A 25,728-nucleotide genomic window follows, 5' to 3' on the forward strand; every position below is an offset into this window, starting at 1 on the left:
CGGCCAAACAAAAGCCCCGCAGCAGTGCTACGGGGCTTTTGTTATTTACGCTGCTGGTTTGCTGCGACGGGGGCGGCGTGGCTTGCGGTTTTCGCCGCCAGGGTTGCCACCTCCAGCGTTGCCGCGACCACCAACATGACCGCCGCCACCGGGTTTGCCGCCTGGACGACCGCCACCACCGTGACCACCGCCGCCATGACGACGTCCGCCGCCACCGCCACCGCGATGTGGTTTATGTTTGCCTAGGCCACCGCGTGGTTCTGGTTTTTCTTCCTGCGGACGTGCGCCACCGATCACTTCAATCTCGGTTTTCATCAGCTTTTCAATCGCGCGTAGATAGGCGATTTCAGTCGCTGCACAAAACGCAATCGCATCGCCATCACGGCCCGCACGTGCGGTCCGACCAATGCGGTGGACATAGTTGTCGGCGACTTCGGGCAGCTCATAGTTATAGACGTGGCTTACGCCAGGGATATCGATCCCGCGCGCGGCAACATCGGTCGCAACCAGAATGCGGATCGCGCCGGATTTGAAATCACGGATCGCTTTGTCACGTTGGTTTTGTGATTTGTTGCCGTGAATGGAAGATGCTTTGAAGCCATCTTCTTCGAGGCTGCGTTTTAGTTTCTCAGCACCATGTTTCGTACGTGCGAATACCAACGAAAGACCATCTGGGTCACGACGTAGGTAATCTTTCAAAAGCTCAGTTTTGTTTTCTTTCGCGCAGTAATGCAGCGTCTGACGCACTTTATCCGCGGCCTTACCGGGAGGGGCAACTTGTACGCGTTTTGGGTTGGTCAGATACGCTTTTGACAGCTCTTCCATGGTTTTTGGCATGGTGGCTGAGAACAACAAAGTTTGACGCGGTGTGCCTAGTTTTGGTGCAATTTTGCGCAACGAGTGAATGAAACCCATGTCGAGCATTTGGTCAGCTTCGTCCAGCACAAGGTAAGTTGCACTGTCGAGGTACAAGGCGCCGCGATCCATCAAATCGATCAAACGACCAGGGGTCGCGACCAAGATATGCGTGCCTTTATCAAGCTTTTTGATTTGGTTGTTGATGGAAACACCGCCCACAACAGTTACAACGCGGATTGGCGTGCCCTGTGTGTAGCTTGTGATGTTTTCAGCGATCTGGTTTACCAGCTCACGGGTTGGCGCAAGGATCAAAGCTTTGATTTGCTTGGGGCCGGGTTTGCCATGTTCGCGCATCAAACGGTTGATCAGGGGCAAACCAAAGGCGGCGGTTTTGCCGGTACCGGTTTGCGCAAGACCGATGATGTCATTGCCTTCCAAGATCAACGGGATGGCTTTTTGTTGGATCGGGGTCGGCGTCTTATAGCCAGCACCGGAAATCGCAGCCATCAATTTTGGTGTGAAATCCATGTCAGCGAATTGTGGGCCTGTGGTGGCAGGCGCTTTGTCAGCTGTGTCTTCAGTCGTGTTTTCTGTTGCGTCGGTCAAAGGATGACCCTTTCATATGTCGGGCAATAACGGCCCATAACAAAGAGACATTTCAGCAATAGAAATGCCATTTGCGCCAAGATGGCGCGCGGTTGCGGTTACATATGCTGCCAGCCTGTGGCGCGTCATATGTCAGACCCCCGCGTGATTTGGGAACTGTTCGGAATATATTCTCTGCTTTTGCTGATTGTTCAGCGGCTGCTCACGCGGCAACGGGCAAAGACAGGGGGCGTATGCGCCTTCAGCGCGACAAAGTCAATGGTGGGGTGTTTAGGCGGTTTTGACCATGCGGCTGCGCAACACGGTGTAGACCCCGCTGGCGACAATCAAGGCGCTGCCCGCCAATGTCCAAGCATCCGGGTTTTCGCCAAACACCAGCATTCCAATGACCATCGCGAAGATCAACCGTGTGTAACGGAAGGGGGATACAACGGAGACTTCGCCCATGCGCATGGCGCTGGTCAGGGCAGAATAGGCGATGACACCGATCAAAGAAGCCGCAATCACGCAGGCAAGCGTCACGGCATCGGGCACCACAAAACCACCCGTATAGGGTGCGGCGATGCACCCGGCGATGATCAGCATGGTGAAGCCACTGACACCAAGCTGTGCATTGGTCATGGTGGCGGGGCTGGCGCGTGTGGCCAAATCACGGCCGGCAAATCCAATCGTGCCCAGCAGCGCAAAAAGGGATGTCAGCTGTAACCCTTCAGGGCCGGGACGTAGGATCAGCAGAACGCCCAGAAAGCCAACCAACATAGAAACCCAACGCCGCGCGCCGACGACTTCAGAGAAGATCACAATCGCGCCGAGAGACACAAACAAAGGTGTCGCCTGCAAAATCGCCGACGCTGTGGAAAGCGACGCCAAAGCTATCGCCAATGTGAAAAACAACCGCCCGCTGATTTCAAATCCCGCGCGCCAGAGCATCGGTTTTGAACGCCATTGCGGGTGGATCAAAGCTTCGCCGTTCAAGCGCCCCATCGCGGCAAAGATCACCCCGCCGATCAGCCCAAACAGAATCAGGGCCTCACCCACGGGGATAAATGTTGTGGCCTTCTTCAGGAACATGTCTTCAATGGCAAAACAGGCCATCGCCAGCACCATGAATAGACTGCCTTTTGTATTATCCATCTGCACGTCCTCGGATCTGATCGAAATGACCATAATGTGTTCAAATGGCGCAGCAAGCGAATAAACACGCCTCTTCCATGCGCGCAGAGTTTGCGCTATGACCCATCTCGCTCGCTATGAGTAAAACAAAGAGGAGTCCCGTGATGGGGTACAAAGTTGCTATCGTAGGCGCCACAGGCAATGTGGGTCACGAAATGCTGAACATTCTGGCTGAACGCCAGTTTCCTGTAGATGAGATCGTGGCACTTGCAAGCCGCCGGTCCCTCGGATCCGAGGTCAGCTTTGGCGATACCACACTCACGACCAAGGACCTTGATACCTTCGATTTCGCGGGTTGGGATATGGCCTTGTTTGCGGTTGGTTCTGAAGCCACGAAAATCTACGCGCCCAAAGCGGCAGCGGCAGGTTGTCTTGTGATCGATAACTCATCTTTGTATCGTTATGATCCACAGATCCCGCTGATCGTACCTGAGGTAAACCCAGAGGCGATTGCGGATTACAAAAACAAAATGATCATTGCGAACCCCAACTGTTCCACAGCCCAAATGGTTGTGGCGTTGAAGCCGTTGCATGATCGTGCCCGCATCAAACGCGTTGTGGTCAGCACCTATCAATCCGTGTCTGGTGGCGGCAAAGAAGCCATTGATGAACTTTGGGATCAAACCAAATCCATCTACAACCCGACCGACAGCAAGCCACCGAAGAAGTTCACCAAACAGATCGCTTTCAACGTGATTCCCCACATCGACGTCTTCATGGAAGATGGGTCGACCAAGGAAGAATGGAAGATGGTTGTTGAGACGAAGAAAATCATCGACCCATCCATCAAAGTGACCGCGACCTGTGTGCGCGTGCCTGTGTTTGTTGGCCACTCTGAATCCGTGAACATCGAATTTGAAGATTTCTTGGATGAAGACGAAGCCCGCGATATCCTGCGTGAAGCACCAGGCGTTATGGTCATCGATAAACGCGAAGATGGTGGTTATGTGTCCCCGATCGAATGCGTCGGTGATTTCGCAACTTTCATCAGCCGTATCCGCCAGGACAGCACTGTTGAAAACGGTCTGAACCTATGGTGCGTGTCCGACAACCTCCGTAAGGGTGCTGCCCTGAACGCGGTACAAATTGCGGAACTTTATGGTCGTGAGATCCTGAAAAAAGGCTAATCCAGCCTGCATAGATGTAAAAAGGCCGGGCAATCGTTCGGCCTTTTTCAGTTTCAATGTATCGTCATCTTGCCGCGCCGGGTCAGGCTTCTGGGGGTGCCGCCGGGTATCTATATTCTCGGATCAATGTCCAAATGCTTTGGTTGATAGCTTGTATGGTCTTGATTGCGGCCGTTACGCCTTTGGCGTCATCTTGGCTGACGGGTTCTGCTGGCTTTGGTTTTAACGTGGTTGTCCGATCCCCAAGTTTGGTCAAATATGCTTCAGAAATCTTCGCGCTGGGATCAAAGTCATAAATGCAATGACTATAGCGGTCGCGCAGTTTACGGGCTTTTTTCAGGCGAGTGATAACCGCAAGAACGTCGTCTCGTTGGGCGCTGGGTGTGTGGTCTAGCCTCGCCAAGCGTTGCACCAAATCCAAGCGCGCATCAGAGGTTCGCAAGGTAACAAAAGTGGCGGCGGCGGTTTCAATGTCGGATTTTGAGAGGCCCGCGATAAGATGTATCAGCAAGCCTTCGGTGTTGACCCATGCGTGATTCATCCTGCCAACCAGCAGCAAGTACTTGTCAAAATTGTGTGTGTTATTGGCGTTCATACCTCGAATTTTCGTGGCTTTATAGTTGGAACGTGCAACGTAATATAATCGACCATTTAATAACCTTCCCGGGTTATCGGAAGATTATTAAAGACCGAAAACCCTCAAAACAGCCCCCTCCTGAGATACCCGGAATTATGGGAATTCAGGAGGGGGCTGAGTGTTATAATACCATGAATTGATGGTATTGCCCAGATTAACTTTTCTCTTATTCCTGTAATCACAATGGGATAAGGGACAATTAGGCGTTTGGAATGATGGGCAGGGTCGTGATCTTGATCAACTTAAACCTGATTGAAGGACTTGGTCGCCGGATCAAAACATTCAAGTCCACCGACGCCAATATCATTCCACAGACCGTGAATGGACAGGTCGCCCGCGTTCACGGCTTCGGCGACAAAAGGGAAGCCCATAAGGTTTTCCAGCGAAACCAATACAGCTTCCTTTTCAAGCGCGGTTCTGCGTTCGGCTTCATCCTCAATGTGTTTCACGCGCTCATATCCAGGACGCAAAATATCCATCCAGCGTCCAACAAAACTGGTTGCCTCTTCCAGCTCTGGGGCTTGGCCGTTGCACATGTCGTGACAGCCTGCGACACCGCCACAGCTGGAATGCCCAAGAATGATGATATGGGCGACTTTCAGTGCATTTACCGCATATTCGACCGCCGCGGATGTACCGTGGTGATCACCATCAGGCGCATAGGGGGGGATCAGATTTGCGATGTTGCGATGGATGAAAAATTCGCCCTGTTCAGCACCAAAAATCGACGTGACGTGCACACGCGAATCGCAGCAAGAAATGACCATGGCCCGTGGGTGCTGTCCTTCTGATGCCAAGCGACGATACCATGCCTTATTGTCTTCAAAGGCCGTGGCTTTCCAACCGTGATAACGCTGAGCTAGATAAGCGGGCAGAGTTTTTGCATGTTCCATGGGGGCCTCTTTCAATAGATCGCCGAGCGATGAGCTTTACCCGTTCTAAGCGAAATCTGTGTGGAATTCGAGCAAATATTCTGTGACCTATCAACCTTTTCGAAGGGATTACTGAGATAGATTGGCGAATACGTGGGGGCACGTGCTTGAAAAGGGTGATGGATAGATGGTGGTTACGACATTACGCCAGAATGAGGCTCCGGGGATGGATCCAGATCGGATCACGGAGTTATACGTAAAGCTGGGCGAGGCGGGTGCAGAAGACGTGATCTGCCGTGCGATGGAAGAATTGGCTTCACGGTTGGCGGACATCCACGAAGTGCAATTGTTTGCGGATGCTGATTTGTTGCGGCAATCTGCCCGCAGTATTGCAGAAATCGCGGGGAAAATTGGGCTGACCAGCCTGTCTCGTGTGGCATTGGATGCGGAATATTGTTTGAACTTCAATGACTATGTTGCGAGGTCCGCCACCATCGCGCGCATGGTGCGCATTGGTGAAAAGTCACTTACAATTGTATGGGATTATCGCGATATGTCTGTGTGAGATGATGTGAGGGGACCAGAAAATACATTGCAATAGGTCGCTATGGGAAATTTCAGCTTGCGGGTCGACGTTGGGGCGGCCACTCTGGCGTCATCCAGTCAGAGAGAACCCAATGTCCCTTCAATTCAGTGCCGACGCCAATGCATTTCCCCTCCATATTGTAGAAATTAAAGATCTTACGGGTTTCTTAGAAACGCTGCCGGTTGCGCAAAAGAATTGGGCTGTGGCCTCGGGGTTTTCTGCGACGTTGGGGAGTGCGCTTGTGTTGCATCATGCGGATGGCACCCTTGCGGGCGGGGTGATTGGGTATGGGGATGCGAAATCTCGCAAGCGGGGGCGTTTTCATGTAGCTGCGGCGGTTGAAAAACTGCCTCAAGGATCATGGCAGATCGTCAGCGATCACAGCCAGGAGATGTTGGAAGAAACTGCGTTGGGCTGGCTTCTCGCCTCTTATCGGTTTGATCGATACAAGACACAGTCCAGTCTTAAGGCGCGGCTGGTTGCGCCCGATGGCGTTGATGCGGCCAAGATCGAAGCGATTGCCACCGGCGAAGCACTGACCCGTGACTTGATTAATACGCCTTCGTCAGACATGGGCCCGGCGGAACTTGAAGCCGTCGCACGCGACCTTGCAGAACAACACGATGCAGCGATTGAGGTGATTTCGGGACAAGATTTACTGACTGAAAATCTCCCAATGCTGCATGACGTGGGTCGGGCGTCGTCTCGTGTGCCGCGTCTGTTGGATATGACTTGGGGGGCAGAAGGGCCAACATTGGTCTTGGTGGGCAAGGGCGTTTGTTTTGATACAGGTGGCTTGAACTTGAAACCTGGCGGATCAATGGGCTTGATGAAAAAAGACATGGGCGGATCCGCAGCGGTGCTGGGTCTTGCGCATATGATCATGGCATTGGACCTGAAGTTGCGTTTGCGCGTGTTGATTCCCGCTGTGGAAAATTCTGTGTCCTCAAACAGTTACCGCCCCCAAGATGTTCTTACATCTCGCAAGGGCCTGACCGTCGAAATCAACAATACCGACGCCGAAGGCCGTCTTGTTTTGGCGGATGCATTGACCTTGGCTGACGAACGAAAACCTGATTTGATCATCTCAATGGCAACCCTGACTGGCGCGGCGCGTGTCGCTGTGGGCCCTGATTTGGTGCCGTTTTACACGGATGATTCCGCTGCCGCGACCAGCCTGTTTCAATCAGGCGAAAAAATCGCTGACCCGCTGTGGCGCATGCCGTTTCACGCGCCTTATGAGACAATGATCGAACCTGCGATCGCCGACCTGGATAATGCCCCGAAAGGTGGGTTTGCAGGATCGATTACGGCCGCACTGTTCTTGCGACGCTTTGTCAGTGAAGATCAGCCATATGTTCATTTTGATATGTATGGCTGGCAGCCGACATCAGAACCCGGGCGTCCAAAAGGTGGGGTCGGCCAGGGCACGCGCGCCATCTTGGATGCGTTGCCTGACCTTCTGGACCTTTAAGATGGACCGCAGAATAACCCCCGCCACGCCCCGTGTTGCGGCCAGTGAATTGCGCGACCAAGTGACCAGCAACCGGTTCAGTAAGGGCACCTTTATGCACGTTTGTGTGCCCGTTACCGACCTTCTAGCAGCACCCGATGGGCCACGTGATCGACAGCTTCTTTTGGGGCAGAGCATGCGTGTTTTTGAAACGCATGCTGGGTTTAGCTATATTCAAAGCCAGCGTGATGGCTATTGCGGTTACGTGTCTGAAATGGCGCTTGGCCCTGTCGCAGCATCAACCCATTGGGTGACTGCCCCCGCGACACATCTTTATGCTGAGGCTGATTTCAAATCCCAAGACATGGGTCTTTTATCGCTCGGGGCTGAGCTTTGCGTGACAGAAACTCAGGGGCGTTTTGCGCGTACCCAGATGGGATCTTGGGTGCCTCAGCAACATATCGAACCCATTGATTTCCGCTTTGATGACCCGGCTTCTGTCGCGCAGACACTGATTGGCACGCCTTATTTGTGGGGGGGGAACAGTCGATCAGGCCTGGATTGTTCCGCGTTGGTGCAGATTGCTTTTCATGCCTGTGGGCGAGAAATTCCTGGCGACAGTGACCTGCAAGAACGCGGCCTTGCGCCTGGCTTGCCAATGGGTGACATCCCTAAACGCAATGATCTTATGTTTTGGAAGGGGCATGTTGCGTTGGTTCTGAGCGAGGACAGGCTGATTCATGCAAATGCAGGCGCGATGGCCGTTGCCATTGAGGGTATAAATGCAGCAATCCGTCGCATTGAAGATCAAGGGGATGGGCCTGTCACATCGCGGGTGCGTCTGTGATCACTTCACTGCGCTAATCAATTTGCGTTCCAGCACACGCAACACTTGTTTCAGATCATGCCCGCGCCGTAGAATTTTCCCATCCATGCCGACAACGCAGTATTGACCTTGCTGCAACCGCAGTTTGGGGCGTTTTTCGATCCGATACATTGGGACTTCTGCAGCGCGCCGGTATACTGAAAACACGGCCAAATCGCGCAGCATTGAAATGCCATAATCGCGCCATTCACCAGCCGCGACCATCTGACCATATAGCGACAAAATGATGGCCAGCTCGGTGCGATGAAAGCAGACCTGCTGCTGGGGGCGTGCTGATTGAGGGCCTGACAGCGATGACAAAGTGGGTGTGTGCATCTCCGTAATCTGTGTCCAGTTTTCGCTAAAAGCAAGTAAACTGCCCGAAATTTGTCACAATTATAACGCCAAATTTCCATTCAAGGGCCGAGATATTCCAGAATATTGATCACGTAGCAGATGCTATTTCCGGTGTCGCGGCGTTTTTTGCCCCCACCAAGTCACGACACCGGAACGCTGCATCCGGGACGTGGGGTCAGTGGCGCAAGCCATAGCGGGCCAAAAAGGTATCAACGGTTCCGGTGACGACCTTTTTGATATCGGCTTCTGTTGGGGAGTCTTCCATTTGCAAACAACACTTTACCCATAGATCTGCTTTGCATAGGGCCGCGAATTGTTCTGCCGCGAATTCCAGGTCGTCGATCTTTAATTCGCCTCGTTCGATCTGGGCTTCGAACAATTCGATCAAATAGGCTTTCCCCATTTCAGGGCCCATCTTGTAGAATTTATGCGCCAATTCAGGGAAGCGTTTCGCTTCGCCGTGAATGAGGTTGTGCATAGAGAGAGCCAGCGGGGAAACAATGAAGCGCACAAAGATAGTCGCAGCCGAGGTCAAGGCCTCGCGCGCCGGGGCTTGCTTGAGGTTTCCGCAAAAAGCTGCATTGGCTTGTTCTTGGCACTTGATGCGCATAATTTCCAAGAATAACATACGTTTATCTGGAAAGTAGCTGTACAAAGTAGCCTTGGAAACACCGGCCTCTCGGGCGATTTCGTCTACGCTTGCACCGTCAAAGCCATCTCGCATAAACACGACTTGGGCGCCATTGAGTACATCGTCGTACTTACGGCCTTTGCGTGATGTTGCGGTGGTCTCTGGCATGGTTTCTCCGGCTGAGAGCGCGTTGTGCGACAGTATAAACCGAACAGTTCACTTTCAACAACCTATCATAATGGGAAAAAAGGCGGCAAGGTTGCCCCCGCCGCCAGGTTCCTCAGGGATGAACTGGGGGTTACTCTTCTGGGCCAGGCTCTGCGGGTTCAGCATCTGTTGGCCAAGTTAGGGTAGGGAACCAGGTGCCTCCAATGCCGCCTGCATTTGCGGTGGCAGGAATGGCAAGGGTCGCAACAAGTGCGAGTGTCAGTGCTGTGCGGATGAACGTCATTTTGATGCTTCCTTTGGTGAACTAAACTGTTTCGTTCACCATATCTAAACCGTTTAGTTTAGATATCAAGGGCGGCAAGTAAAAAAACAGTATTTGTTTTCTTCAGAGATTGGGTTACTTAGAATCATTCTAAAAAGGATAAGCCATGTTTCCCGGGATGACCTACCGCCGTCAGTTTGCTGATCTCACAGAGCAAGAAATTCTAGCGCTTGCGATTTCTTCGGAAGAAGATGATGCGCGAATATATAGGACTTATGCGCAGCGCCTGCGTGCAGACTTCCCAGCTTCGGCGGACATGTTTGAAGAAATGGCATGTGAGGAGGATGATCATCACAGAGCGTTGATTGCGTCGCATCAAAAGCGTTTCGGTGATGTTATCCCTTTGATCCGACGTGAGCATGTTTCAGGGTTTTACGCGCGCCATCCCATTTGGCTGATTGAAAACCTTGGCTTAGATCGGATGCGTGCGGAAGCCGCCAAAATGGAACATGACGCCGCCAATTTCTACACCAAGGCCGCACAGCACAGCAGTGATGCCTCGACCCGTCAGCTGTTGTCGGACTTGGCTGCCGCCGAGGCAGGGCATGAAGCGCGCGCAAACGCTTTGCAACATCAGCATCTATCTGGTTCGGCTTCGGAGGAAGAATCGCGTACCGCCCATCGACAGTTCGTTCTCACGTGGGTGCAACCTGGCCTTGCGGGGCTAATGGATGGTTCGGTTTCCACTTTGGCCCCGATTTTTGCGGTGGCCTTTGCGACGGGTGACACATGGACGACTTTTCTTGTTGGCCTTGCGGCTTCGGTTGGAGCGGGAATTTCAATGGGCTTCACCGAAGCTGCGTCAGACGACGGTGAATTGTCGGGCCGGGGTTCGCCCATCAAGCGTGGTTTCGCTTCCGGGATTATGACAACCGTTGGGGGGCTTGGCCACGCATTGCCTTATCTGATTGCTGATTTTTGGACCGCGACAAGTATTGCCATTTTGGTTGTGTTCATTGAGCTTTGGGCGATTGCATGGATCCAAAACAAATTCATGCAAACGCCGTTCTGGCGTGCGGCATTTCAGGTGGTGTTGGGCGGGGCCTTGGTATTTGCAGCTGGGGTGCTCATTGGAGGTGGCTAAAGGTTTTACGCCTCCGGCGGGAGTATTTCTGGCAAGATGAATGGGGATTGCCATCTTGCCTCAATTATTCAAACGCAACGTGACAACATGTGTTGTGGGATATGCAAAGCCAATCCTTCATGCTAGCGCTATCCCATGATCGAAATTTTTATGAAAACCCTGCCGTTTTTCGCGCTTATTGGCCTTGGCTATGGCGCTTGTCGCAGTGGGTTTTTCCCAAAAGAAGCCTCGGTCTGGTTGACGAAGTTCGTCTTCTATTTCGCGCTGTCGGCCATGTTGTTTGGCTTTGCGGCCAGCCTACCTGTGACCGAGATTTTTGATCTCAGCTTTGCGCTTGCCTATCTTACAGGGTGTTTCATCGTCTACGCCATTGCGACCATTGTTGCGTTAATGCGCAAACGGGGTTTTGAAGAAGCGGCAATAGAGGCTCAATGCGCCACCATCGGCAATACCGGGTTTTTGGGCGTGCCTTTGATGGTGTCGCTTTTTGGCCCCATTGCAGCGGGCCCAGCCCTGATGGTGTTAACGCTTGATATGGTCGTATTTTCTAGCCTGATCGTCATCTTAATCACACTGGCCCGCAATGGCCGGATGCAATGGGCGCTTTTGGGAACAGTGGCGGGCGGGCTTTTGCGCAACCCTATGATCGTGTCGATTGTCGCGGGCCTTGCTGTTTCAGCGCTTGGGTGGTCACTGCCCGCACCCGTGCAAGAGTTCACCGATATCTTGGGCGCAGCGGCCACGCCAGGCGCGCTTTTTGCCATCGGGGCATCTTTGGCGGGCAAGTCTGCAGAACGCATTTCCGTTGCTGCATGGCTGTCTTTCCTTAAGCTGTTTGTCCATCCATTGGCGGTGTTCATTGCTGCGTTCTGGATCTTCGAAATTGAGGCTTTCCCAGCCATGATCATGGTGACGGCTGCATCTTTACCAGTCGCGGGGAATGTTTACATTCTTGCGCAGCATTATGGGGTTGCACCGCAGCGGGTTTCGGCCTCGATCTTGATCTCGACACTCATCAGTGTGGCAACTGTCACGCTTACCATTGCTTTTCTACAGGGGTAAGTACATGTATTTTCTAGAAGATGTTAAATACGAGGCGCTTGAGCTGCCTGATCGCGCCACCATGACGGACGCAGAAATGATCACGTCAGCCGAGGCCTTTTCCACGTTTATGACGCAACGCCACACTGTGCGTGATTATTCTGACCGGCCCGTGGATGAGGCGGTGATCGCGGAATGCATTCGTGCTGCGGGCACCGCCCCGTCTGGTGCCAATCATCAGCCTTGGCATTTCGTGGCGATCTCTGATCCAGACATGAAAGCCCGCATTCGCGAGGTCGCCGAGGAAGAGGAAAAAGCATTTTATGCCGGGGGGGCAGGGGACGAGTGGCTGAAAGCGCTTGAACCCGTGGGCACGGATGAAAGCAAGCCACATCTGACCAAAGCGCCGTGGTTGATTGTTATCTTTGCCCAACGCTGGGGCATGACACGCGATGGGCATCGTTACAAAAATTACTATGTTCCTGAAAGCACCGGAATCGCATCCGGTTTCTTGCTGGCGGCTCTGCATCACGCGGGTTTGACCAGTCTGACGCATACACCTAATCCGATGAAATTTCTCAATGAAATGTGCGGTCGGCCCGCATCGGAGAAAGCTCTTATGATCGTCGCTGTCGGCCATCCCTCTGAGGATGCCACCGTTCCAGCGGTCGCCAAGATGAAGAAGCCAATGGATGAGATCATGTCAGTGAATCCAGCCCCGACGCAGGGCAACGACGAAAACAAGAAGTAAGGCGACGCAAACCGGGTTTGTGCTTTGCACGCGGCCTGATATGCAGAGTTAACTTAAAAAATAATCATGGATGGGGTCACAATGAAAACCGTTTCAGAAAATGCATGCTTCGGCGGCACGCAGGGCGTTTACAGTCACGCATCAAAAGCCACGGGCACGGAAATGACGTTTGCACTCTTCCTACCCGAGGAGGCGCAAGACGGCCCGGTCCCAATTCTTTGGTTTCTGTCCGGGCTGACATGCACCCATGAAAACGCCATGACCAAAGCAGGTGCACAGGCTTGGGCGGCGGAACAGGGCATTGCAATTTGCTTTCCTGATACGTCTCCGCGCGGCGAAGATGTCGCTAATGATGAGGCTTATGATCTTGGCCAAGGGGCGGGTTTTTATGTTAACGCCACCCAGGAACCATGGTCACCGCATTTCAAAATGTGGGATTATATCGCTGAAGAATTGCCGGCCCTGATCGCGGCCAACTTTGCGGTAGATACGGATCGCCAATCCATCACGGGTCATTCTATGGGGGGGCATGGCGCGTTGACACTGGCTATGAACCTGCCGGGTCGTTTTAGGTCGGTATCCGCCTTTGCGCCTATTGCGAATCCTACCGCAAGTGATTGGGGCCGCAAGCAATTTTCGGCTTACCTTGGGGATGACGAAGCAACCTGGGCCAAGCATGATGCAAGTCTGTTGATGGCGGATGTGGGCTTTGACGGCCCGGTTCTGATCGATCAAGGGGCGGATGATCAATTCTTTGATCTGCTGAAACCTGCTGCTTTGGCGTCTGCTATGATGCAAAAGCGCCAGAACGGAATTTTGCGCATGCAAAAAGGCTATGACCACAGTTATTTCTTCATCGCTTCCTTCATGGAAGACCACGTAAATTTCCACGCAGAAGCGCTCTGGGCGTAAGCTTGGAAAATGGGGGCTACAGCTATGAACCACTATGATTTGATCGTTATCGGCAGCGGCCCTTCTGGGCGATCTGCTGCAATTCAGGCCGGTAAACTTGGGCGCCGTGTGATGGTTGTTGAACGCTTTGCCCGCCTTGGTGGCGTGTCTGCGCATACGGGAACCATCCCGTCGAAAACCCTGCGTGAGACTGTTTTGAACTTGTCGGGTTGGCGCGAACGCAGCTTTTATGGCCGCAGCTATCGTGCCCGTGAAGACATTGGTGCGGCTGACCTAAAAGCCCGCCTGCACATGACAATCGACCATGAAGTTGACGTGCTGGAACATCAGTTTAACCGCAACCACGTTGATACGTTGACGGGTGAAGCGCATTTCCTGTCTGACAAAGAAATCTCGGTCAAACAGCCTTCGGGCGAAGTGTGCACCTTCACGGCGGATAAGTTTCTGATTGCTACGGGCACCCGGCCATTCCGCCCTGATTACGTGCCTTTCAACGGGAAAACCGTGTTGGATGGGGATGAATTCCTGGACATGGATGACCTGCCACGCAGCCTTGTTGTCATCGGTGCGGGCGTGATTGGCGTGGAATACGCCACCATGTTCTCAGCCCTTGATATCCGGGTCACATTGATTGAACCGCGTGAGACGTTCCTTGATTTCATCGACCGACAGTTGATCGACGAATTCACCCATCAAATTCGTGAAAACGGCGTTGATTTGCGCCTTGGCGCGGCGGTCGAGAAGGTCGAGGATCGTGGCACATTTGTTGAGGTGTCTCTTGATAATGGTCGCCATGTACGCGCGGATATGCTGCTGTTTTCTGCGGGGCGTATGGGCGCGACAGATGCGCTTAATCTCAAGGCAGCGGGTCTTGAGACTGATCACCGTGGCCGCATCAAAGTGGACCGCAAGTCATACCAAACCGACGTGCCGCATATCTATGCCACCGGTGACGTGATCGGGCACCCAAGCCTTGCGTCAACTTCACTTCAACAGGGCCGGGTTGCCGCTTGCCACGCGCTTGATACACCGACGCTGAAGGAATCACCTTGGTTCCCCTATGGCATCTATTCTGTGCCTGAAATGTCCACCTGTGGCATGTCTGAGGAAGAAGCGCAGAAACGCGAAATTCCTTATGAAGTTGGCGTCGCGCGCTTCCGTGAAACCTCTCGCGGGCATATCATGGGCCTTGAACACGGCATGTTGAAAATGCTGGTCAGTTTGAAAACCCGCCGTCTGCTGGGTGTGCAAATTGTTGGCGAAGGTGCGACCGAATTGATCCACATTGCTCAGGCTGTTTTGAACTTGCATGGCACAGTTGATTATTTCGTTGAAAACACATTCAACTATCCGACCTTGGCTGAGGCATACAAAATCGCGGGTCTTGATGCCTTCAACCGGATGCCCATCCCGGATGAGTTCAAGAAAGCTGCCAAACCCAAAACCGCGAAAAAGAAATGACCGCGATTTACATCGATGCCGACGCCTGCCCGGTGAAAGCCGAGGCAGAGCGCGTCGCGACCCGCCACAAGGTCAAAATGTTGCTTGTTTGTAATGGCGGTTTGCGGCCCTCAGCAAACCCGTTCGTGGAACTTGTGATCGTGCCCGATGGCCCGGATGTTGCCGATATGTGGATCGCGGATCGCGCGAAAAAGGGTGATGTCGTTGTCACTGGCGACATTCCTTTGGCGGCGAAATGCGTTGCCTCTGGTGCGCGTGTCATTCGCCATAATGGCGAGATGTTCACAGAAGCCAACATCGGTCAGCAGCTTGCGACCCGCGATCTTATGGCGGATCTACGGGAAGCGGATCCCTTCCGGCAGGGCGGCGGCAGACCGTTCTCAAAGGCGGATCGTTCGCGGTTTTTGGATGTCATGGAACGCGAAATTCGAGGGGCATTGCGGGACGGCGTGGCTTAGCCGCCCGCTGGACGCGGTGACGCTGCTAGATCACGCTCCAGGCTTGGAAAATTAGCCCGGCCATAAAGGCCCCAGACAAAGACAGAACCAAGTATAGTCCAAAGACCTTTGGCTTTACCAATGCCCAAACCGCGATGGCGGCGGGCAGGGATGTCACGCCCCCGGCCACCAAGAAGGCAAGTCCTGCACCTGGGGCCATGCCCTGTTCAATCAACCCGCCGACCAAGGGCAAGGCCGCATAGCCGTTCAGATAGGCCGGAACCCCGACAAATGTTGCCACTGCGATCGGGCCAACCCCGGTGCCACCAAGGGCTTTTGTGACCATATCTGCGGGGATCCAAGCCAACATGAGGCTTTCCAATAAGAAGGCCAATATCAGCCATTTTGCGAGGAATAGAGTCGTTTTTAGGGCCTCATTTTTGAACTTTTCACGACGCACCGCATCCTTCCAAAACGCCCAAACAACAGGTTTGTCTTCTTGCACAGCAGAGGCACCACATCCGCCACCCACGCCATCTTTCAACGGGTCTTTGAGGGCCGCTGTGCCGGACAAAATATGCACGGTGAAGCCGCCGAAAATTCCCAAGCTGACCGCAGCAATTGTCTTGGCGATGGCGAACTCAAACCCCAAAACACCTGAGGTAAGCAAGAACATCGAGGGGTCCATCACAGGGGAAGCCAGCCAGAATGCCATCACCGCCGAAAGGGGCACGCGCATTGCCAGCAAAGCCGCAATCAAGGGGATCACCCCACAAGAACAGAAGGGCGAAAACCCACCAGCAACCGCGCCCAATAAGATCATCAACGCGGGCGTTCCTGTGAAGGCTTTTGCAATCAAACCGTCCGCATCACTTGCGCCTGCCCAAGCGGCAATACCTATGGACAATAACAGGTAAGGCCCCGTGTGCGTCAGGGATACGACGACTTTCTCTAGGCTGGCAAAGGCCTGTGTGCGATCAAAGATGAGAAGCAAAGCGAAGATCACAATGGACGCCAACCAGACGCGTTGATCTTTCCAAATCATTGCGACCACAGAGGGCCTTTGGGTTTGGGTACAACAGGCATTTGTCATTTCTATATATCCGGTTTTATGGTTTCTTTTTGACAAAAAAAGGGACCCCCCTATTTTGCCATCTCTTCCGTCTTCAAGCCAACACAGCATTCCTCAGCAAGGAAGCCTAACAGGCCGTGCATTCTGTCATAATCCGTCATGCTGAACACTTCGCGCCCACGTTTTTCCTGCAAGACCAAACCGGCATCAACCAAGGTTGAAAGATGGTGGGCCAAGGTCGAGGGTGCGATCTTTAGGTGGCCGGCAATCTCGCCAACGCGCAATCCGTCTTTCCCAGCCTTCACCAATAGGCGAAAGATCGATAGGCGGGCGTCGTGGCCAAGTGCGGCAAGGGCGCGTGCATTGGGGCTGCTGATACTCATGCGACTTAATATAACCATAAAACTAGTTTTATCAATATATAATCGCAATGTCTGAAAACGACGCCATGTCGGCAACAGCGTAGATCGCATCCTGAAATCTGTTTGTATACATTCATGACACAGGCTGAAATCACACAAACCACCAATCGCAACACGCTTTATGGCGCGTTGTCCGTATTGATTGCGGTCATCTTCTTTTCGATGAATGACACGTCAATTAAGTTCCTATCTGGGGGTTACGCCTTGCATCAGATCGTTTTGATCCGGTCGATTCTAGGGCTTGGTGTGTTGTTTGCTGTGCTTATGCCGCTGGAAGGGAATTGGCAGTTATTGAAGACCAAACGCCTTGGTTTGCACCTGATCCGTGGCATGTGTGTGGTCGTGGCGAATATGACGTTTTTCCTTGCACTTGCGGTGCTTCCCTTGGCGGATGCTGTGGCGGTCTTCTTTGTCAGCCCACTTTTAATCACTGCTTTTTCGGTCCTGTTTCTGGGTGAAACGGCTGGCATTCATCGTTGGACTGCCGTTGGGGTTGGCCTTGTTGGCGTTGTTATCATGCTGCGCCCTGGGACGGAAAATTTCAACCTTACCATGATCTTGCCACTTCTTTCGGCAGCGGCCTATGCGATGTTACACGTGTTAACGCGTAAAATTGGCATCACAGAAAGCGCTGTGACGATGACCTTTTATATTCAGATCAGTTTCATCGTGACATGTGTGGTCATTGGCCTCGCTTTGGGGCACGGGCGGTGGGAAGGTCAAGGACCTGAAATTCTGCATTTTATGTTGCGCACTTGGTATATGCCGCCCGTATCTGATTGGTGGATCTTTGGGCTTATTGGCTTGGCCAGCGGGTTTGGCGGGTATTTTATTTCGCAAGGATATCGCTTGGCCGAGGCATCCGTCGTGGCACCGCTTGAGTATGTCGCTATGCCAATTTCAGTGATTGCGGGCTTGTTTATCTTCGGAGAATGGCCCGATCCGATTGCCTGGATTGGGATCACGTTGATCGTTGGGGCGGGGCTATATGTGTTTTGGCGTGAAACCGTGAACAATGTGCGTCTGAAGCGTCGATCCATCCGGCGTTAATTCGGGCTTTACGTTGCGACTGTGCCCTGTATCAATACGCTGTGAAAGCGGGGAACTATGGCGATAGAAGCGGTCATCTTTGACATCGGTAATGTGCTGATCGAATGGCAACCAGAACGATTTTATGACGCTGAGATCGGTGTGGCCAAGCGACGTGACATGTTCGCAGAGGTCGATTTGCATGACATGAACAACGACGTCGATCTGGGCGAGGATTTTCGCGACACGATTTACGCAACCGCCGATAAGTTTCCCCAATGGCGTGATGAAATTCACATGTGGCACGACCGTTGGTTTGAACTTGCCACGCCCGCGATTGATCATTCCGTTCACTTGTTGCGTGCGCTTAGGGCGAAAGGCATCCCGGTCTTTGCCCTGACGAATTTCGGTGATGAGATTTTCGCACGCGCACAGAAACATTATACGTTTTTACAGGAATTCGATCGGTTCTATGTTTCCGGTGAAATGAAAATGGTGAAACCTGATCCTGCGATCTACGCCGCTGTTGAAACCACTTGTGGGTATGCGCCACAAGGGTTGCTTTTTGCTGATGATCGCCAAGAAAACCTAGATGCCGCCAATAAGCGTGGCTGGCAAACACACCACTTTACATCCCCTCAAGGTTGGGCCGATCGCCTGGTCTCTGAAGGTTTGTTAATTTCAAACGAGGCCGGCCCATGATCCCATATATTTCCTTCAATGATGGCGACGCGCTGTGCGATTGGATCGATCATTGTGATGCCATTTACGCGGGCCATAGGTTCCCTCATGGGGACATCGGCGACACGTTTCTATATCGTGGGAATGACACGCTTTTATCACGTGCGGCCTATATCGATGGGATGGGCGTTTTGGTGAAGGCTGCGACGATCAATCCGGGCAACCCGGCCAAAGGCAAGCCGATGATTCACGGGGCTGTCACGCTATTTTCTGATGACACGGGCGAGCCCGAGGTGATGATTGATTTTCATCTGGTTACCAAGTGGAAGACCGCAGGGGATAGTCTCGCTGCTGCACGCATTCTTGCCCGGTCAGACAGTCGTAAAATCTTGATTGTCGGTGCGGGTACGGTTGGCCGTAATCTGCGTGTTGCCTATGCGCAGGCCTTCCCGGATGCCAAATTTATGGTCTGGAACCGCTCTCCCGAAAGTGCGGTGAAATTTGCGGCGGACTTCGACAAAACCGAAGCTGTAACAGATCTTCAATCTGCCGTTGAACAAGCCGACATCGTGACCTCGGCCACCATGTCGACGGACCCTTTTATCAAAGGGGAATGGTTCCGCCCAGGGCAACATATCGACATCATTGGGGCCTATCGCCCCGATATGCGCGAAGTCGATGACGAAGCCCTGAAACGCGCCTCTATCTTTGTGGACAGCCGTGACACCACCCTTGATCACATTGGGGAATTGAAAATCCCGCTGGCCGCTGGCGTGATCACCCGCGAAGACATCCTGGGTGATTACTATGACCTGCAATCCGGTGTGTTTAAGCGCAGCTCAAACGATGAGATCACCTTATTTAAAAACGGCGGTGGGGCGCATCTGGACCTCATGACAAGCCGTTACATCCTGAACGCATGGCAAGCAAAACAGTAAGAAAGATACGCAATGATTACCGAACAGCAAATCGAAGAATTCCAACGTGACGGCGTCGCTTTCATCCCGGGTGCTTTCACCGATTGGGTTGAGGTGATGCGCGAAGGTGTGGCCCGAAATCTGGCAGAGCCCGGCGAATACGCATCCGAAAACAACGTCAAACAGGGGCGGTTCTTTGATGATTACTGCAACTGGCAACGCATCCCCGAATTTGAACGCGTTATGCGCGAAAGCCCCGCCGCTGAGATTGCCGCAAAGGCCATGCGTTCGCAAACTGCACAGTTCTTCCATGATCACGTGTTGGTCAAAGACGGCGGCACGCCAACCCCCACGCCTTGGCACCAAGATGGCCCGTATTATTTCGTTGAGGGTCAGCAAACTGTCAGCTTCTGGGTGCCGCTTGATCCGGTTGATTCGGCCTCGCTGCGTTTGATTGCCGGGTCTCACAAATGGGACAAACCTGTGCGCCCGGTAAGCTGGGCCGACAACAGTGATTTTTATGAAGGCGATGATACGGATTGGATCGAAGTGCCCGATCCCGACAGCACGGATTACGGTAAGCATGATGTCCGCGAATGGAAGATGAACCCGGGTGACGCGGTGATCTTTGACTATCGCACGGTGCACGGCGCACGTGGCAATCCTGGGGGCATGGGGCGACGCGCTTTGTCTCTACGTTGGGTCGGCGATGATGCGCGTTATGTGGAACGCCCCGGTCGTACGTCTCCGCCGTTTCCAGGGCACGATATGAAGCCTGGCCAGAAGCTGCGCGAAGATTGGTTCCCCGTCGTTCCGTATTAAATCAATCAGCCAGGGAAAGGGCATGTGATGCTTTGGTTTTCGACACTATTACTGCCTTTTCTTGGCATTGGGGTATATCCCTTTATCCGCGAAGCCCTGCGTCCCGACGTGGCAACAACGCGTGAGAAGACCAAACGCGCGGGGCAAGTTGCAGCGCTGCCATCGGGCAAGACCTGGTACAGCTGGCACGGGCAAGAAGGCGCGCCTGTCGCGGTCTGCGTGCATGGGCTGTCTACCCCGGCTTTTGTCTGGGGGGCTGTGGTTGATATCTTGGTTGCGCAGGGGTTTCGCGTGCTGACCTATGATTTATACGGACGTGGATTGTCAGATCGCGCACCCGGCGAACAAAATGCTGATTTCCACCTAAATCAGCTGAATGAATTGCTGAAGGATCAACAGGTTGCAGATGGGTTTACCTTGCTGGGCTATTCCATGGGCGGTGCCATTGCCACGTATTTTGCGGCCCGCCATCCTGAACGGTTAAAGCAAGCGGTCTTGATTGCGCCTGCCGGGCTTGGCCATGATCTTGGCCCCACGACAGAGTTCGTTCTGCGCCATAACCTGCCGGGAGATTGGCTGATGTTGACCCGCGGCGCGCGTGAGTTGCGTGACGGCATCCAGCTTGAAGCTGCCGGTTTCACCCCTGCCGTGCCTGGCATATATGAGATGCAGGAAGCTGAACTTACCCTGCACGGCTATATCCCCGCGATCACCTCAAGCCTGCGTCATTTTCTGCGCTCAGATCTGGGGGCGGAGCATGAAAAAATCGCAGCATCCAAACTGCCTTTGACGGTTGTCTGGGCGGCGGAAGATACGGTGATCCCAATTGCAAATATGGAAAAACTGGCTGTACTTAACCCGGATGCACAGCAGATCTCAATCGCGCACGCGCCGCATGGGGTCACCTATACCCACCCGGATGAAATGCGCGAAGCGTTAAGACATATTTCGATCTGATTTCATCTTGCCAGAAATACTCCCCCCGGAGGGATCAGGTCCGTGCTACAGCCGCCCCCAGTGGTTTTTCACGGATCGGCAGATGAACGACGGCTGAGAATGCGCCGATGGCAATGCCCAGCCACCAGACCTGGGAATAACTGCCATAGACGTCATACATGCGCCCGCCCAGCCAAACGCCCAAAAAGCTGCCCAATTGGTGGCTGAAGAAAATGATCCCATAAAGGGTGCCCATATAGCGCAGCCCATAGATATGCGCGATCAAGCCCGAGGTCAGCGGCACAGTCGCCAACCACAATGACCCCATCGCAAGAGAGAAAATGATCACGCTTGTGGGGGTGATGGGCATCATGATGAAGGTCGCGCCAACAATGGTTCGGGCGGTGTAAATCCCCGCCAGTAAGTATTTCTTCGACCAGCGTTTGCCGGCCCAACCCGCCAGCAAGGTTCCTGCGATATTAGCTGCACCGATCAATGAAATCGCGACCGCCCCAAGGGTGGACGTTGACCCAATTCCGATAGAGGACAACAACCCATCTGGTGCAATGGGCCCGCAAAGTTCGCGGATGAAGGCCGGGAAATGGGCTGTGATAAAGGCCAACTGATAGCCGCAGGAAAAGAACCCCAAGAAGATCAGGGTGTAAGACGGGTCCTTAAACGCTTTGACCAGAATTGCGCCCATGCTTTCTTCCAACTCTGCTTTGCTCGCAACCACGGGCGAGCGCATCAAAGGCAGGAAAACCAACACGACAATCATCACGCCAGCAAAAACAAGAAACACCGACTGCCAAGTCATGAAGCCAAGTAAATATTGCGCGGTCGGGGCGCCGATCACTTGTCCGGCGGACCCGGCGGCGGTGACAATCGCCAAAGACATGGATCGGTTTTCATCGGAACTTGCGCGCCCGACGACGGCCAAGATCACGCCAAAACCTGTGCCCGCGATGCCGAAACCCACCAGGATTTCATAGAATTGATGCGCGCTGGGCGTCACTGCGGTGGAGGATAAAACTAGCCCTGCCGCATAAACCAAAGCCCCCATCAAAATCGCTTTGCGGTCACCGATCTTTTCGGCAATCGCGCCAAATATTGGCTGGCCAATGCCCCAGGCCAAGTTTTGGATTGCAATCGCGAGGGAAAATTCCGACCGCGCCCAACCGAACTCATCGGCGATGGGGATCTGGAACACGCCAAAAGATGCGCGCACCGCAAAGCTCAGCATGATGAAAATACACCCACCGATCAGAACCGGTGTCATTATAGAATTGCGGGTGTCAGTCATGGCGGGTCTCCTGTGGCGCTTGGTGACACTGACGCCGTGTGCCCTGCAGGTCAAATTGATTATCGTGATGACGTTACATCACCTTTTCTAATCAGTGCGCGCAGTTTATGTGGGGGTATGGAAACGCTTAGTGAAATTTATCTGTCTAAGGTCGCCGCAGGCGAGTTGACATCTGATCCCGCCCAATTGGCGATCTTGCCGCAGCTTGAACGGATCTCCCGGGCGCTGATGGCCCCTGAACCCAAACGCGGGTTCTTCCGTAAATCTACCGTGATTGAAGCGCCCAAGGGCCTTTATCTTTGGGGCGGGGTTGGGCGCGGGAAATCCATGTTGATGGATATGTTCGTCGATCACCTTGATATCCCTGGGAAGCGCCGCGTGCATTTCCACGCTTTCATGCAAGAGGTTCACGCAGCCCTGCATGAAGCGCGTAAAACCGGGGTTGAAGACGCGATTGTGCCTGTTGCGGTCGATATCGCCAAGGGACTGAAAGTACTGGCCTTTGACGAAATGCAGATCACGGATATCACCGATGCGATGATTGTTGGGCGTTTGTTTGATAAGCTGCATGAAGCCGGTGTCGCGATTATCACCACATCAAATCGTGTGCCAGATGATCTGTATAAAAACGGGCTGAATCGTAACCTGTTTTTGCCGTTCATTGAGTTGATTAAAACCCGTTTGGATGTGGTCGAGATCATCTCGGAAAATGACTATCGACAGAACCGCCTAAAAGGGGAACGCGTTTGGTTTTCACCCGTCTCTGCTGAAACGCGGACGGCGATGGATGTTATCTGGCAGGATCTGACCACTGGCAAAGCGGAACAGCTAATCCTGATGGTGAAAGGCCGCGAAGTCGAGATCCCAGGTTTTTACAACGGCGTTGCGCGCGCATCGTTTTTTGACCTATGCGGTCGATTTTTGGGGGCGGGCGATTATCTTGCATTGGTGGAAAATACACGTGTGTTATTGCTGGATGATGTCCCACAATTAGGGCGCACGAACTTCAACGAAGCCAAGCGTTTTGTGACATTGGTCGATGCATTGTATGAGGCCAAAGTGCGCCTGATCGTATCTGCCGCCGCAGAACCTGAGATGTTGTATATTGAGGGCGAAGGCAGCTTTGAATTCGAACGCACGGCGTCGCGCTTGCGTGAGATGCAGGACGAAACCTGGGGTGATACCGCCGCCTAAATCGCCTGCGGTATCTGTTTTATAGCATTTTGGAATGCCTCAACGTTGCGCTGTAATCAGTTTGGCGGCAAGGGCGATGAACACGGTTCCAGCCACGCGGTTGATCCAGATTTGAGCAGAGGGTCGCGCTTTTAGCCAATCGCCAAGTGATCCCGCGCCAATTGCCACGCTGCCAAACACAAGGATCGTGGAACACGCCATAACCGCGCCCAAAACCAGAAGTTGAGGGATCAGCGGGAGTTCGGGACGCGCGAATTGCGGTAGGAACGCCAGAAAGAAAATCGCGACTTTTGGGTTGGTGATGTTCATGATCAAGCCGCGCAGATAAAGTGACTTTAGATTGGCGTCAGCGCGTTCGCCTTCGATGGCGGTGCTCCCAGCGCGAAAGGCCTTATACGCAAGGTATAGCAGATATCCAGCGCCCGCGAATTTCAACAGGGTGAAGGCGATTTCGGATGTCTGGAAGATCGCGGCCACGCCCAAGGCCACTGCCGTGGTGTGAAATAAAAGCCCGGTGCAAAGGCCGAGCGTCACAAATAACCCGGCCATGCGCCCGTTCATTGCGGATTGGGTCAACACGAAGACATTGTCTGGCCCCGGCGCGAGGGCCAGCATCACGGATGCGCCGAAAAACAGCGTAAGTGTTTCAAAAGGGATCATAGTTCATTCCTCCGCAGGACTTCGCCCGCAAGATAAAGCGAACCACAGATAAGTATACGCGCAGTTGGGTCCGTTTCCGCAAGCTTTTTCAACGCGCTGTCCACATCTTCTGCTGTATCGGTTTTCATACCTGCGGCTTGCGCAAAGCGGGCGGTTTCTGCTGCGGGCAGTGTGTTTGGCTCGCCCGGGATGGAAACCGCGATCAGGCTGTCGGCGACTTTTGCGAGGGGTTCCATGTAACCAGAGGCATCCTTGGTGTTCAACATGCCGCAAATCAGATGCAATGGGCGCTTGGGCAGATTGCCGAGGTGTTTCGCAAGGGCAATGGCGGCTGCGGGATTGTGACCACCATCAAGCCAAAGTTCGGCCTCAGGCACACGGGCTGGGAAGGCACCATCTGTCAAACGTTGCATGCGAGCGGGCCAAAAGACATTCTCCATGGCGGCTTGATAGGACGCTTCGGGCATATTTAGGTGACGCAAAGCCGCGAGCGCAGCACCGGCATTTTCAAATTGATGCGCGCCGGGAAGGGCGGGCAGGGGCAAGTCAAGCAGGCCGGTTTCATCCTGATAAATCACACGCCCGCGTTCTTCAGATACATGCCAATGCTGGCCATGAGCGATGATAGGCGCGCCCAAGCGGGCGGCGGTGGCCTCAATCACGTCCATCGCTTCATCCGGTTGCGGGCCGACAATCACCGGCACGCCGCGCTTGATGATCCCAGCTTTTTCAGCCGCGATTTTCGCCAATGTATCGCCAAGAAATTGTTCGTGGTCGATGGAAATTGGGGTGATGATCGACAGTTCAGGCGTGATCACATTGGTGGCATCTAAGCGTCCGCCGAGGCCGACCTCAAGCAAGGTGTAATCCGCTTTGTTGCGCGCGAAAGCCAGTAGGCCTGCGACAGTTGTGATCTCGAAATAGGTGATGGTTTCGCCACCGTTCGAACTGTAACATTCGTCTAGAATTTCGGTCAAATATTCTTCTGTAATCAGATCACCTGCGAGGCGGATGCGTTCATGAAACCGCGCGAGATGTGGGGACGTATAGGCGTGCACAGATTTTCCCGCGCCTTCCAGACCCGCCCGGATCATCGCTTGCGTTGACCCTTTGCCATTGGTGCCTGCGATATGGATCACAGGGGGGAGCTTTTCCTGTGGGTTGTCCAAGGCGGCCAACAAACGCCAGACCCGATCCAAGGTCAGATCGATGATTTTTGGATGTAAGGCGAACATGCGTTCAAGGATGAGATCGGATGTTTGGGTCATGGGGCACCTCTGTTTGCGGCTTTGTCGCGGTCTGCACCAGATTGCCAGAAAAGGGAAGATCATAGTGGCCCGTATCAGCCAAG

General features: G+C 53.5%; 28 protein-coding genes. 16 read left to right on the forward strand and 12 right to left on the reverse strand.

Features of this window, described 5'->3' with window-relative positions; genetic code table 11:
- Positions 1-45: 45 nt before the first annotated feature.
- Both RJ38_RS13215 and RJ38_RS13220 read right to left on the reverse strand, forming a co-directional pair.
- Entirely contained in the window at positions 46-1,386 is a 1,341-nt protein-coding gene (locus RJ38_RS13215; protein WP_039019464.1) for a DEAD/DEAH box helicase, read from the reverse strand.
- Positions 1,387-1,734: 348 nt separating this feature from the next.
- Positions 1,735-2,598 carry a DMT family transporter gene (locus RJ38_RS13220; protein ID WP_039019465.1) on the reverse strand — a complete coding sequence of 288 codons (864 nt, stop codon included), beginning with the start codon at positions 2,596-2,598 and terminating at the stop codon, positions 1,735-1,737.
- A gap of 143 nt (positions 2,599-2,741) precedes the next feature.
- Here RJ38_RS13220 and RJ38_RS13225 point away from each other — a divergent pair, with 143 nt between their 5' ends.
- A complete protein-coding gene (locus tag RJ38_RS13225; protein WP_039019352.1) occupies positions 2,742-3,764 on the forward strand; it encodes an aspartate-semialdehyde dehydrogenase in 1,023 nt (340 codons plus the stop codon).
- An 82-nt stretch (positions 3,765-3,846) separates the two neighbouring features.
- On the opposite strand, the gene RJ38_RS13230 is transcribed toward RJ38_RS13225, so the two are convergent.
- Both RJ38_RS13230 and RJ38_RS13235 read right to left on the reverse strand, forming a co-directional pair.
- Positions 3,847-4,305, reverse strand: a complete 459-nt coding sequence (locus RJ38_RS13230) for a hypothetical protein (RefSeq protein WP_156121864.1) — start codon at positions 4,303-4,305, stop codon at positions 3,847-3,849.
- A 338-nt stretch (positions 4,306-4,643) separates the two neighbouring features.
- Positions 4,644-5,294, reverse strand: coding sequence for a carbonic anhydrase (locus RJ38_RS13235; protein ID WP_039019354.1), 651 nt, complete (start codon positions 5,292-5,294; stop codon positions 4,644-4,646).
- A gap of 166 nt (positions 5,295-5,460) precedes the next feature.
- On the opposite strand from RJ38_RS13235, the gene RJ38_RS13240 reads away from it, so the two are divergent.
- The 3 genes from RJ38_RS13240 to RJ38_RS13250 all read left to right on the forward strand — a co-directional run bounded on the left by RJ38_RS13240 (position 5,461) and on the right by RJ38_RS13250 (position 8,159).
- On the forward strand, positions 5,461-5,838 hold the full coding sequence (locus RJ38_RS13240) for a hypothetical protein (protein ID WP_238321705.1): 378 nt from the start codon (positions 5,461-5,463) through the stop codon (positions 5,836-5,838).
- 112 nt (positions 5,839-5,950) lie between these two features.
- Positions 5,951-7,333 (forward strand): leucyl aminopeptidase family protein, encoded by a 1,383-nt coding sequence (locus tag RJ38_RS13245; RefSeq protein WP_039019355.1) that lies wholly within the window; start codon positions 5,951-5,953, stop codon positions 7,331-7,333.
- Position 7,334: 1 nt separating this feature from the next.
- The gene (locus RJ38_RS13250) at positions 7,335-8,159 is read left to right on the forward strand and encodes a C40 family peptidase (protein ID WP_082005741.1); all 825 of its coding nucleotides are present in this window, start codon (positions 7,335-7,337) and stop codon (positions 8,157-8,159) included.
- On the opposite strand, the gene RJ38_RS13255 is transcribed toward RJ38_RS13250, so the two are convergent.
- The 3 genes from RJ38_RS13255 to RJ38_RS18915 form a co-directional block, all read right to left on the reverse strand.
- Complete coding sequence (locus RJ38_RS13255; protein WP_052245389.1) at positions 8,160-8,513, reverse strand: DUF2794 domain-containing protein; 354 nt, start codon at positions 8,511-8,513, stop codon at positions 8,160-8,162.
- A 196-nt stretch (positions 8,514-8,709) separates the two neighbouring features.
- The gene (locus RJ38_RS13260) at positions 8,710-9,333 is read right to left on the reverse strand and encodes a TetR/AcrR family transcriptional regulator (protein ID WP_039019356.1); all 624 of its coding nucleotides are present in this window, start codon (positions 9,331-9,333) and stop codon (positions 8,710-8,712) included.
- A gap of 130 nt (positions 9,334-9,463) precedes the next feature.
- Positions 9,464-9,616, reverse strand: a complete 153-nt coding sequence (locus tag RJ38_RS18915; protein WP_156121865.1) for a hypothetical protein — start codon at positions 9,614-9,616, stop codon at positions 9,464-9,466.
- 145 nt (positions 9,617-9,761) lie between these two features.
- Here RJ38_RS18915 and mbfA point away from each other — a divergent pair, with 145 nt between their 5' ends.
- The 6 genes from mbfA (at position 9,762) to RJ38_RS13290 (ending at position 15,362) form a co-directional block, all read left to right on the forward strand.
- The gene (gene mbfA, locus RJ38_RS13265) at positions 9,762-10,739 is read left to right on the forward strand and encodes an iron exporter MbfA (RefSeq protein WP_039019357.1); all 978 of its coding nucleotides are present in this window, start codon (positions 9,762-9,764) and stop codon (positions 10,737-10,739) included.
- A gap of 135 nt (positions 10,740-10,874) precedes the next feature.
- Complete coding sequence (locus RJ38_RS13270) at positions 10,875-11,801, forward strand: AEC family transporter (protein ID WP_039019358.1); 927 nt, start codon at positions 10,875-10,877, stop codon at positions 11,799-11,801.
- A 4-nt stretch (positions 11,802-11,805) separates the two neighbouring features.
- Positions 11,806-12,531, forward strand: a complete 726-nt coding sequence (locus RJ38_RS13275; RefSeq protein WP_052245390.1) for a nitroreductase family protein — start codon at positions 11,806-11,808, stop codon at positions 12,529-12,531.
- An 81-nt stretch (positions 12,532-12,612) separates the two neighbouring features.
- Positions 12,613-13,443, forward strand: a complete 831-nt coding sequence (gene fghA, locus RJ38_RS13280) for an S-formylglutathione hydrolase (RefSeq protein WP_039019470.1) — start codon at positions 12,613-12,615, stop codon at positions 13,441-13,443.
- A 24-nt stretch (positions 13,444-13,467) separates the two neighbouring features.
- The gene (sthA, locus tag RJ38_RS13285; RefSeq protein ID WP_039019359.1) at positions 13,468-14,904 is read left to right on the forward strand and encodes a Si-specific NAD(P)(+) transhydrogenase; all 1,437 of its coding nucleotides are present in this window, start codon (positions 13,468-13,470) and stop codon (positions 14,902-14,904) included.
- On the forward strand, positions 14,901-15,362 hold the full coding sequence (locus RJ38_RS13290) for a YaiI/YqxD family protein (RefSeq protein WP_039019360.1): 462 nt from the start codon (positions 14,901-14,903) through the stop codon (positions 15,360-15,362). Before sthA ends, RJ38_RS13290 begins: the two co-directional genes overlap by 4 nt.
- A gap of 25 nt (positions 15,363-15,387) precedes the next feature.
- On the opposite strand, the gene RJ38_RS13295 is transcribed toward RJ38_RS13290, so the two are convergent.
- Together RJ38_RS13295 and RJ38_RS13300 are read right to left on the reverse strand one after the other, a co-directional pair.
- On the reverse strand, positions 15,388-16,386 hold the full coding sequence (locus RJ38_RS13295; protein WP_238321706.1) for a permease: 999 nt from the start codon (positions 16,384-16,386) through the stop codon (positions 15,388-15,390).
- A 98-nt stretch (positions 16,387-16,484) separates the two neighbouring features.
- Complete coding sequence (locus tag RJ38_RS13300) at positions 16,485-16,796, reverse strand: ArsR/SmtB family transcription factor (protein WP_039019361.1); 312 nt, start codon at positions 16,794-16,796, stop codon at positions 16,485-16,487.
- Between the two features lie 114 nt (positions 16,797-16,910).
- Here RJ38_RS13300 and RJ38_RS13305 point away from each other — a divergent pair, with 114 nt between their 5' ends.
- The 5 genes from RJ38_RS13305 to RJ38_RS13325 are packed head-to-tail and all read left to right on the forward strand — an operon-like array spanning position 16,911 to position 21,241.
- Positions 16,911-17,885 carry a DMT family transporter gene (locus tag RJ38_RS13305; RefSeq protein ID WP_039019362.1) on the forward strand — a complete coding sequence of 325 codons (975 nt, stop codon included), beginning with the start codon at positions 16,911-16,913 and terminating at the stop codon, positions 17,883-17,885.
- 57 nt (positions 17,886-17,942) lie between these two features.
- Entirely contained in the window at positions 17,943-18,566 is a 624-nt protein-coding gene (locus RJ38_RS13310) for an HAD family hydrolase (protein ID WP_039019363.1), read from the forward strand.
- A complete protein-coding gene (locus tag RJ38_RS13315; protein WP_039019364.1) occupies positions 18,563-19,483 on the forward strand; it encodes an ornithine cyclodeaminase family protein in 921 nt (306 codons plus the stop codon). Before RJ38_RS13310 ends, RJ38_RS13315 begins: the two co-directional genes overlap by 4 nt.
- Positions 19,484-19,495: 12 nt before the next feature.
- The gene (locus tag RJ38_RS13320) at positions 19,496-20,284 is read left to right on the forward strand and encodes a phytanoyl-CoA dioxygenase family protein (RefSeq protein ID WP_039019365.1); all 789 of its coding nucleotides are present in this window, start codon (positions 19,496-19,498) and stop codon (positions 20,282-20,284) included.
- A gap of 27 nt (positions 20,285-20,311) precedes the next feature.
- Positions 20,312-21,241 (forward strand): alpha/beta fold hydrolase, encoded by a 930-nt coding sequence (locus RJ38_RS13325; RefSeq protein WP_039019366.1) that lies wholly within the window; start codon positions 20,312-20,314, stop codon positions 21,239-21,241.
- A gap of 34 nt (positions 21,242-21,275) precedes the next feature.
- Here the strand turns inward: RJ38_RS13325 and RJ38_RS13330 are convergent, their stop codons facing one another.
- Positions 21,276-22,523: an MFS transporter gene (locus RJ38_RS13330; protein ID WP_039019367.1), complete on the reverse strand. Its 1,248-nt coding sequence runs from the start codon at positions 22,521-22,523 to the stop codon at positions 21,276-21,278.
- A 117-nt stretch (positions 22,524-22,640) separates the two neighbouring features.
- Here RJ38_RS13330 and zapE point away from each other — a divergent pair, with 117 nt between their 5' ends.
- Positions 22,641-23,717, forward strand: a complete 1,077-nt coding sequence (zapE, locus tag RJ38_RS13335) for a cell division protein ZapE (RefSeq protein ID WP_039019472.1) — start codon at positions 22,641-22,643, stop codon at positions 23,715-23,717.
- Positions 23,718-23,756: 39 nt separating this feature from the next.
- On the opposite strand, the gene RJ38_RS13340 is transcribed toward zapE, so the two are convergent.
- Together RJ38_RS13340 and RJ38_RS13345 are read right to left on the reverse strand one after the other, a co-directional pair.
- A complete protein-coding gene (locus tag RJ38_RS13340) occupies positions 23,757-24,377 on the reverse strand; it encodes a LysE family translocator (protein WP_039019368.1) in 621 nt (206 codons plus the stop codon).
- A complete protein-coding gene (locus RJ38_RS13345; protein WP_039019369.1) occupies positions 24,374-25,645 on the reverse strand; it encodes a bifunctional folylpolyglutamate synthase/dihydrofolate synthase in 1,272 nt (423 codons plus the stop codon). Before RJ38_RS13345 ends, RJ38_RS13340 begins: the two co-directional genes overlap by 4 nt.
- Positions 25,646-25,728 lie beyond the last annotated feature (83 nt).

It is taken from the genome of Halocynthiibacter namhaensis, from assembly GCF_000812685.1.
In the GTDB taxonomy this organism is placed as follows: Bacteria; Pseudomonadota; Alphaproteobacteria; order Rhodobacterales; family Rhodobacteraceae; genus Halocynthiibacter; species Halocynthiibacter namhaensis.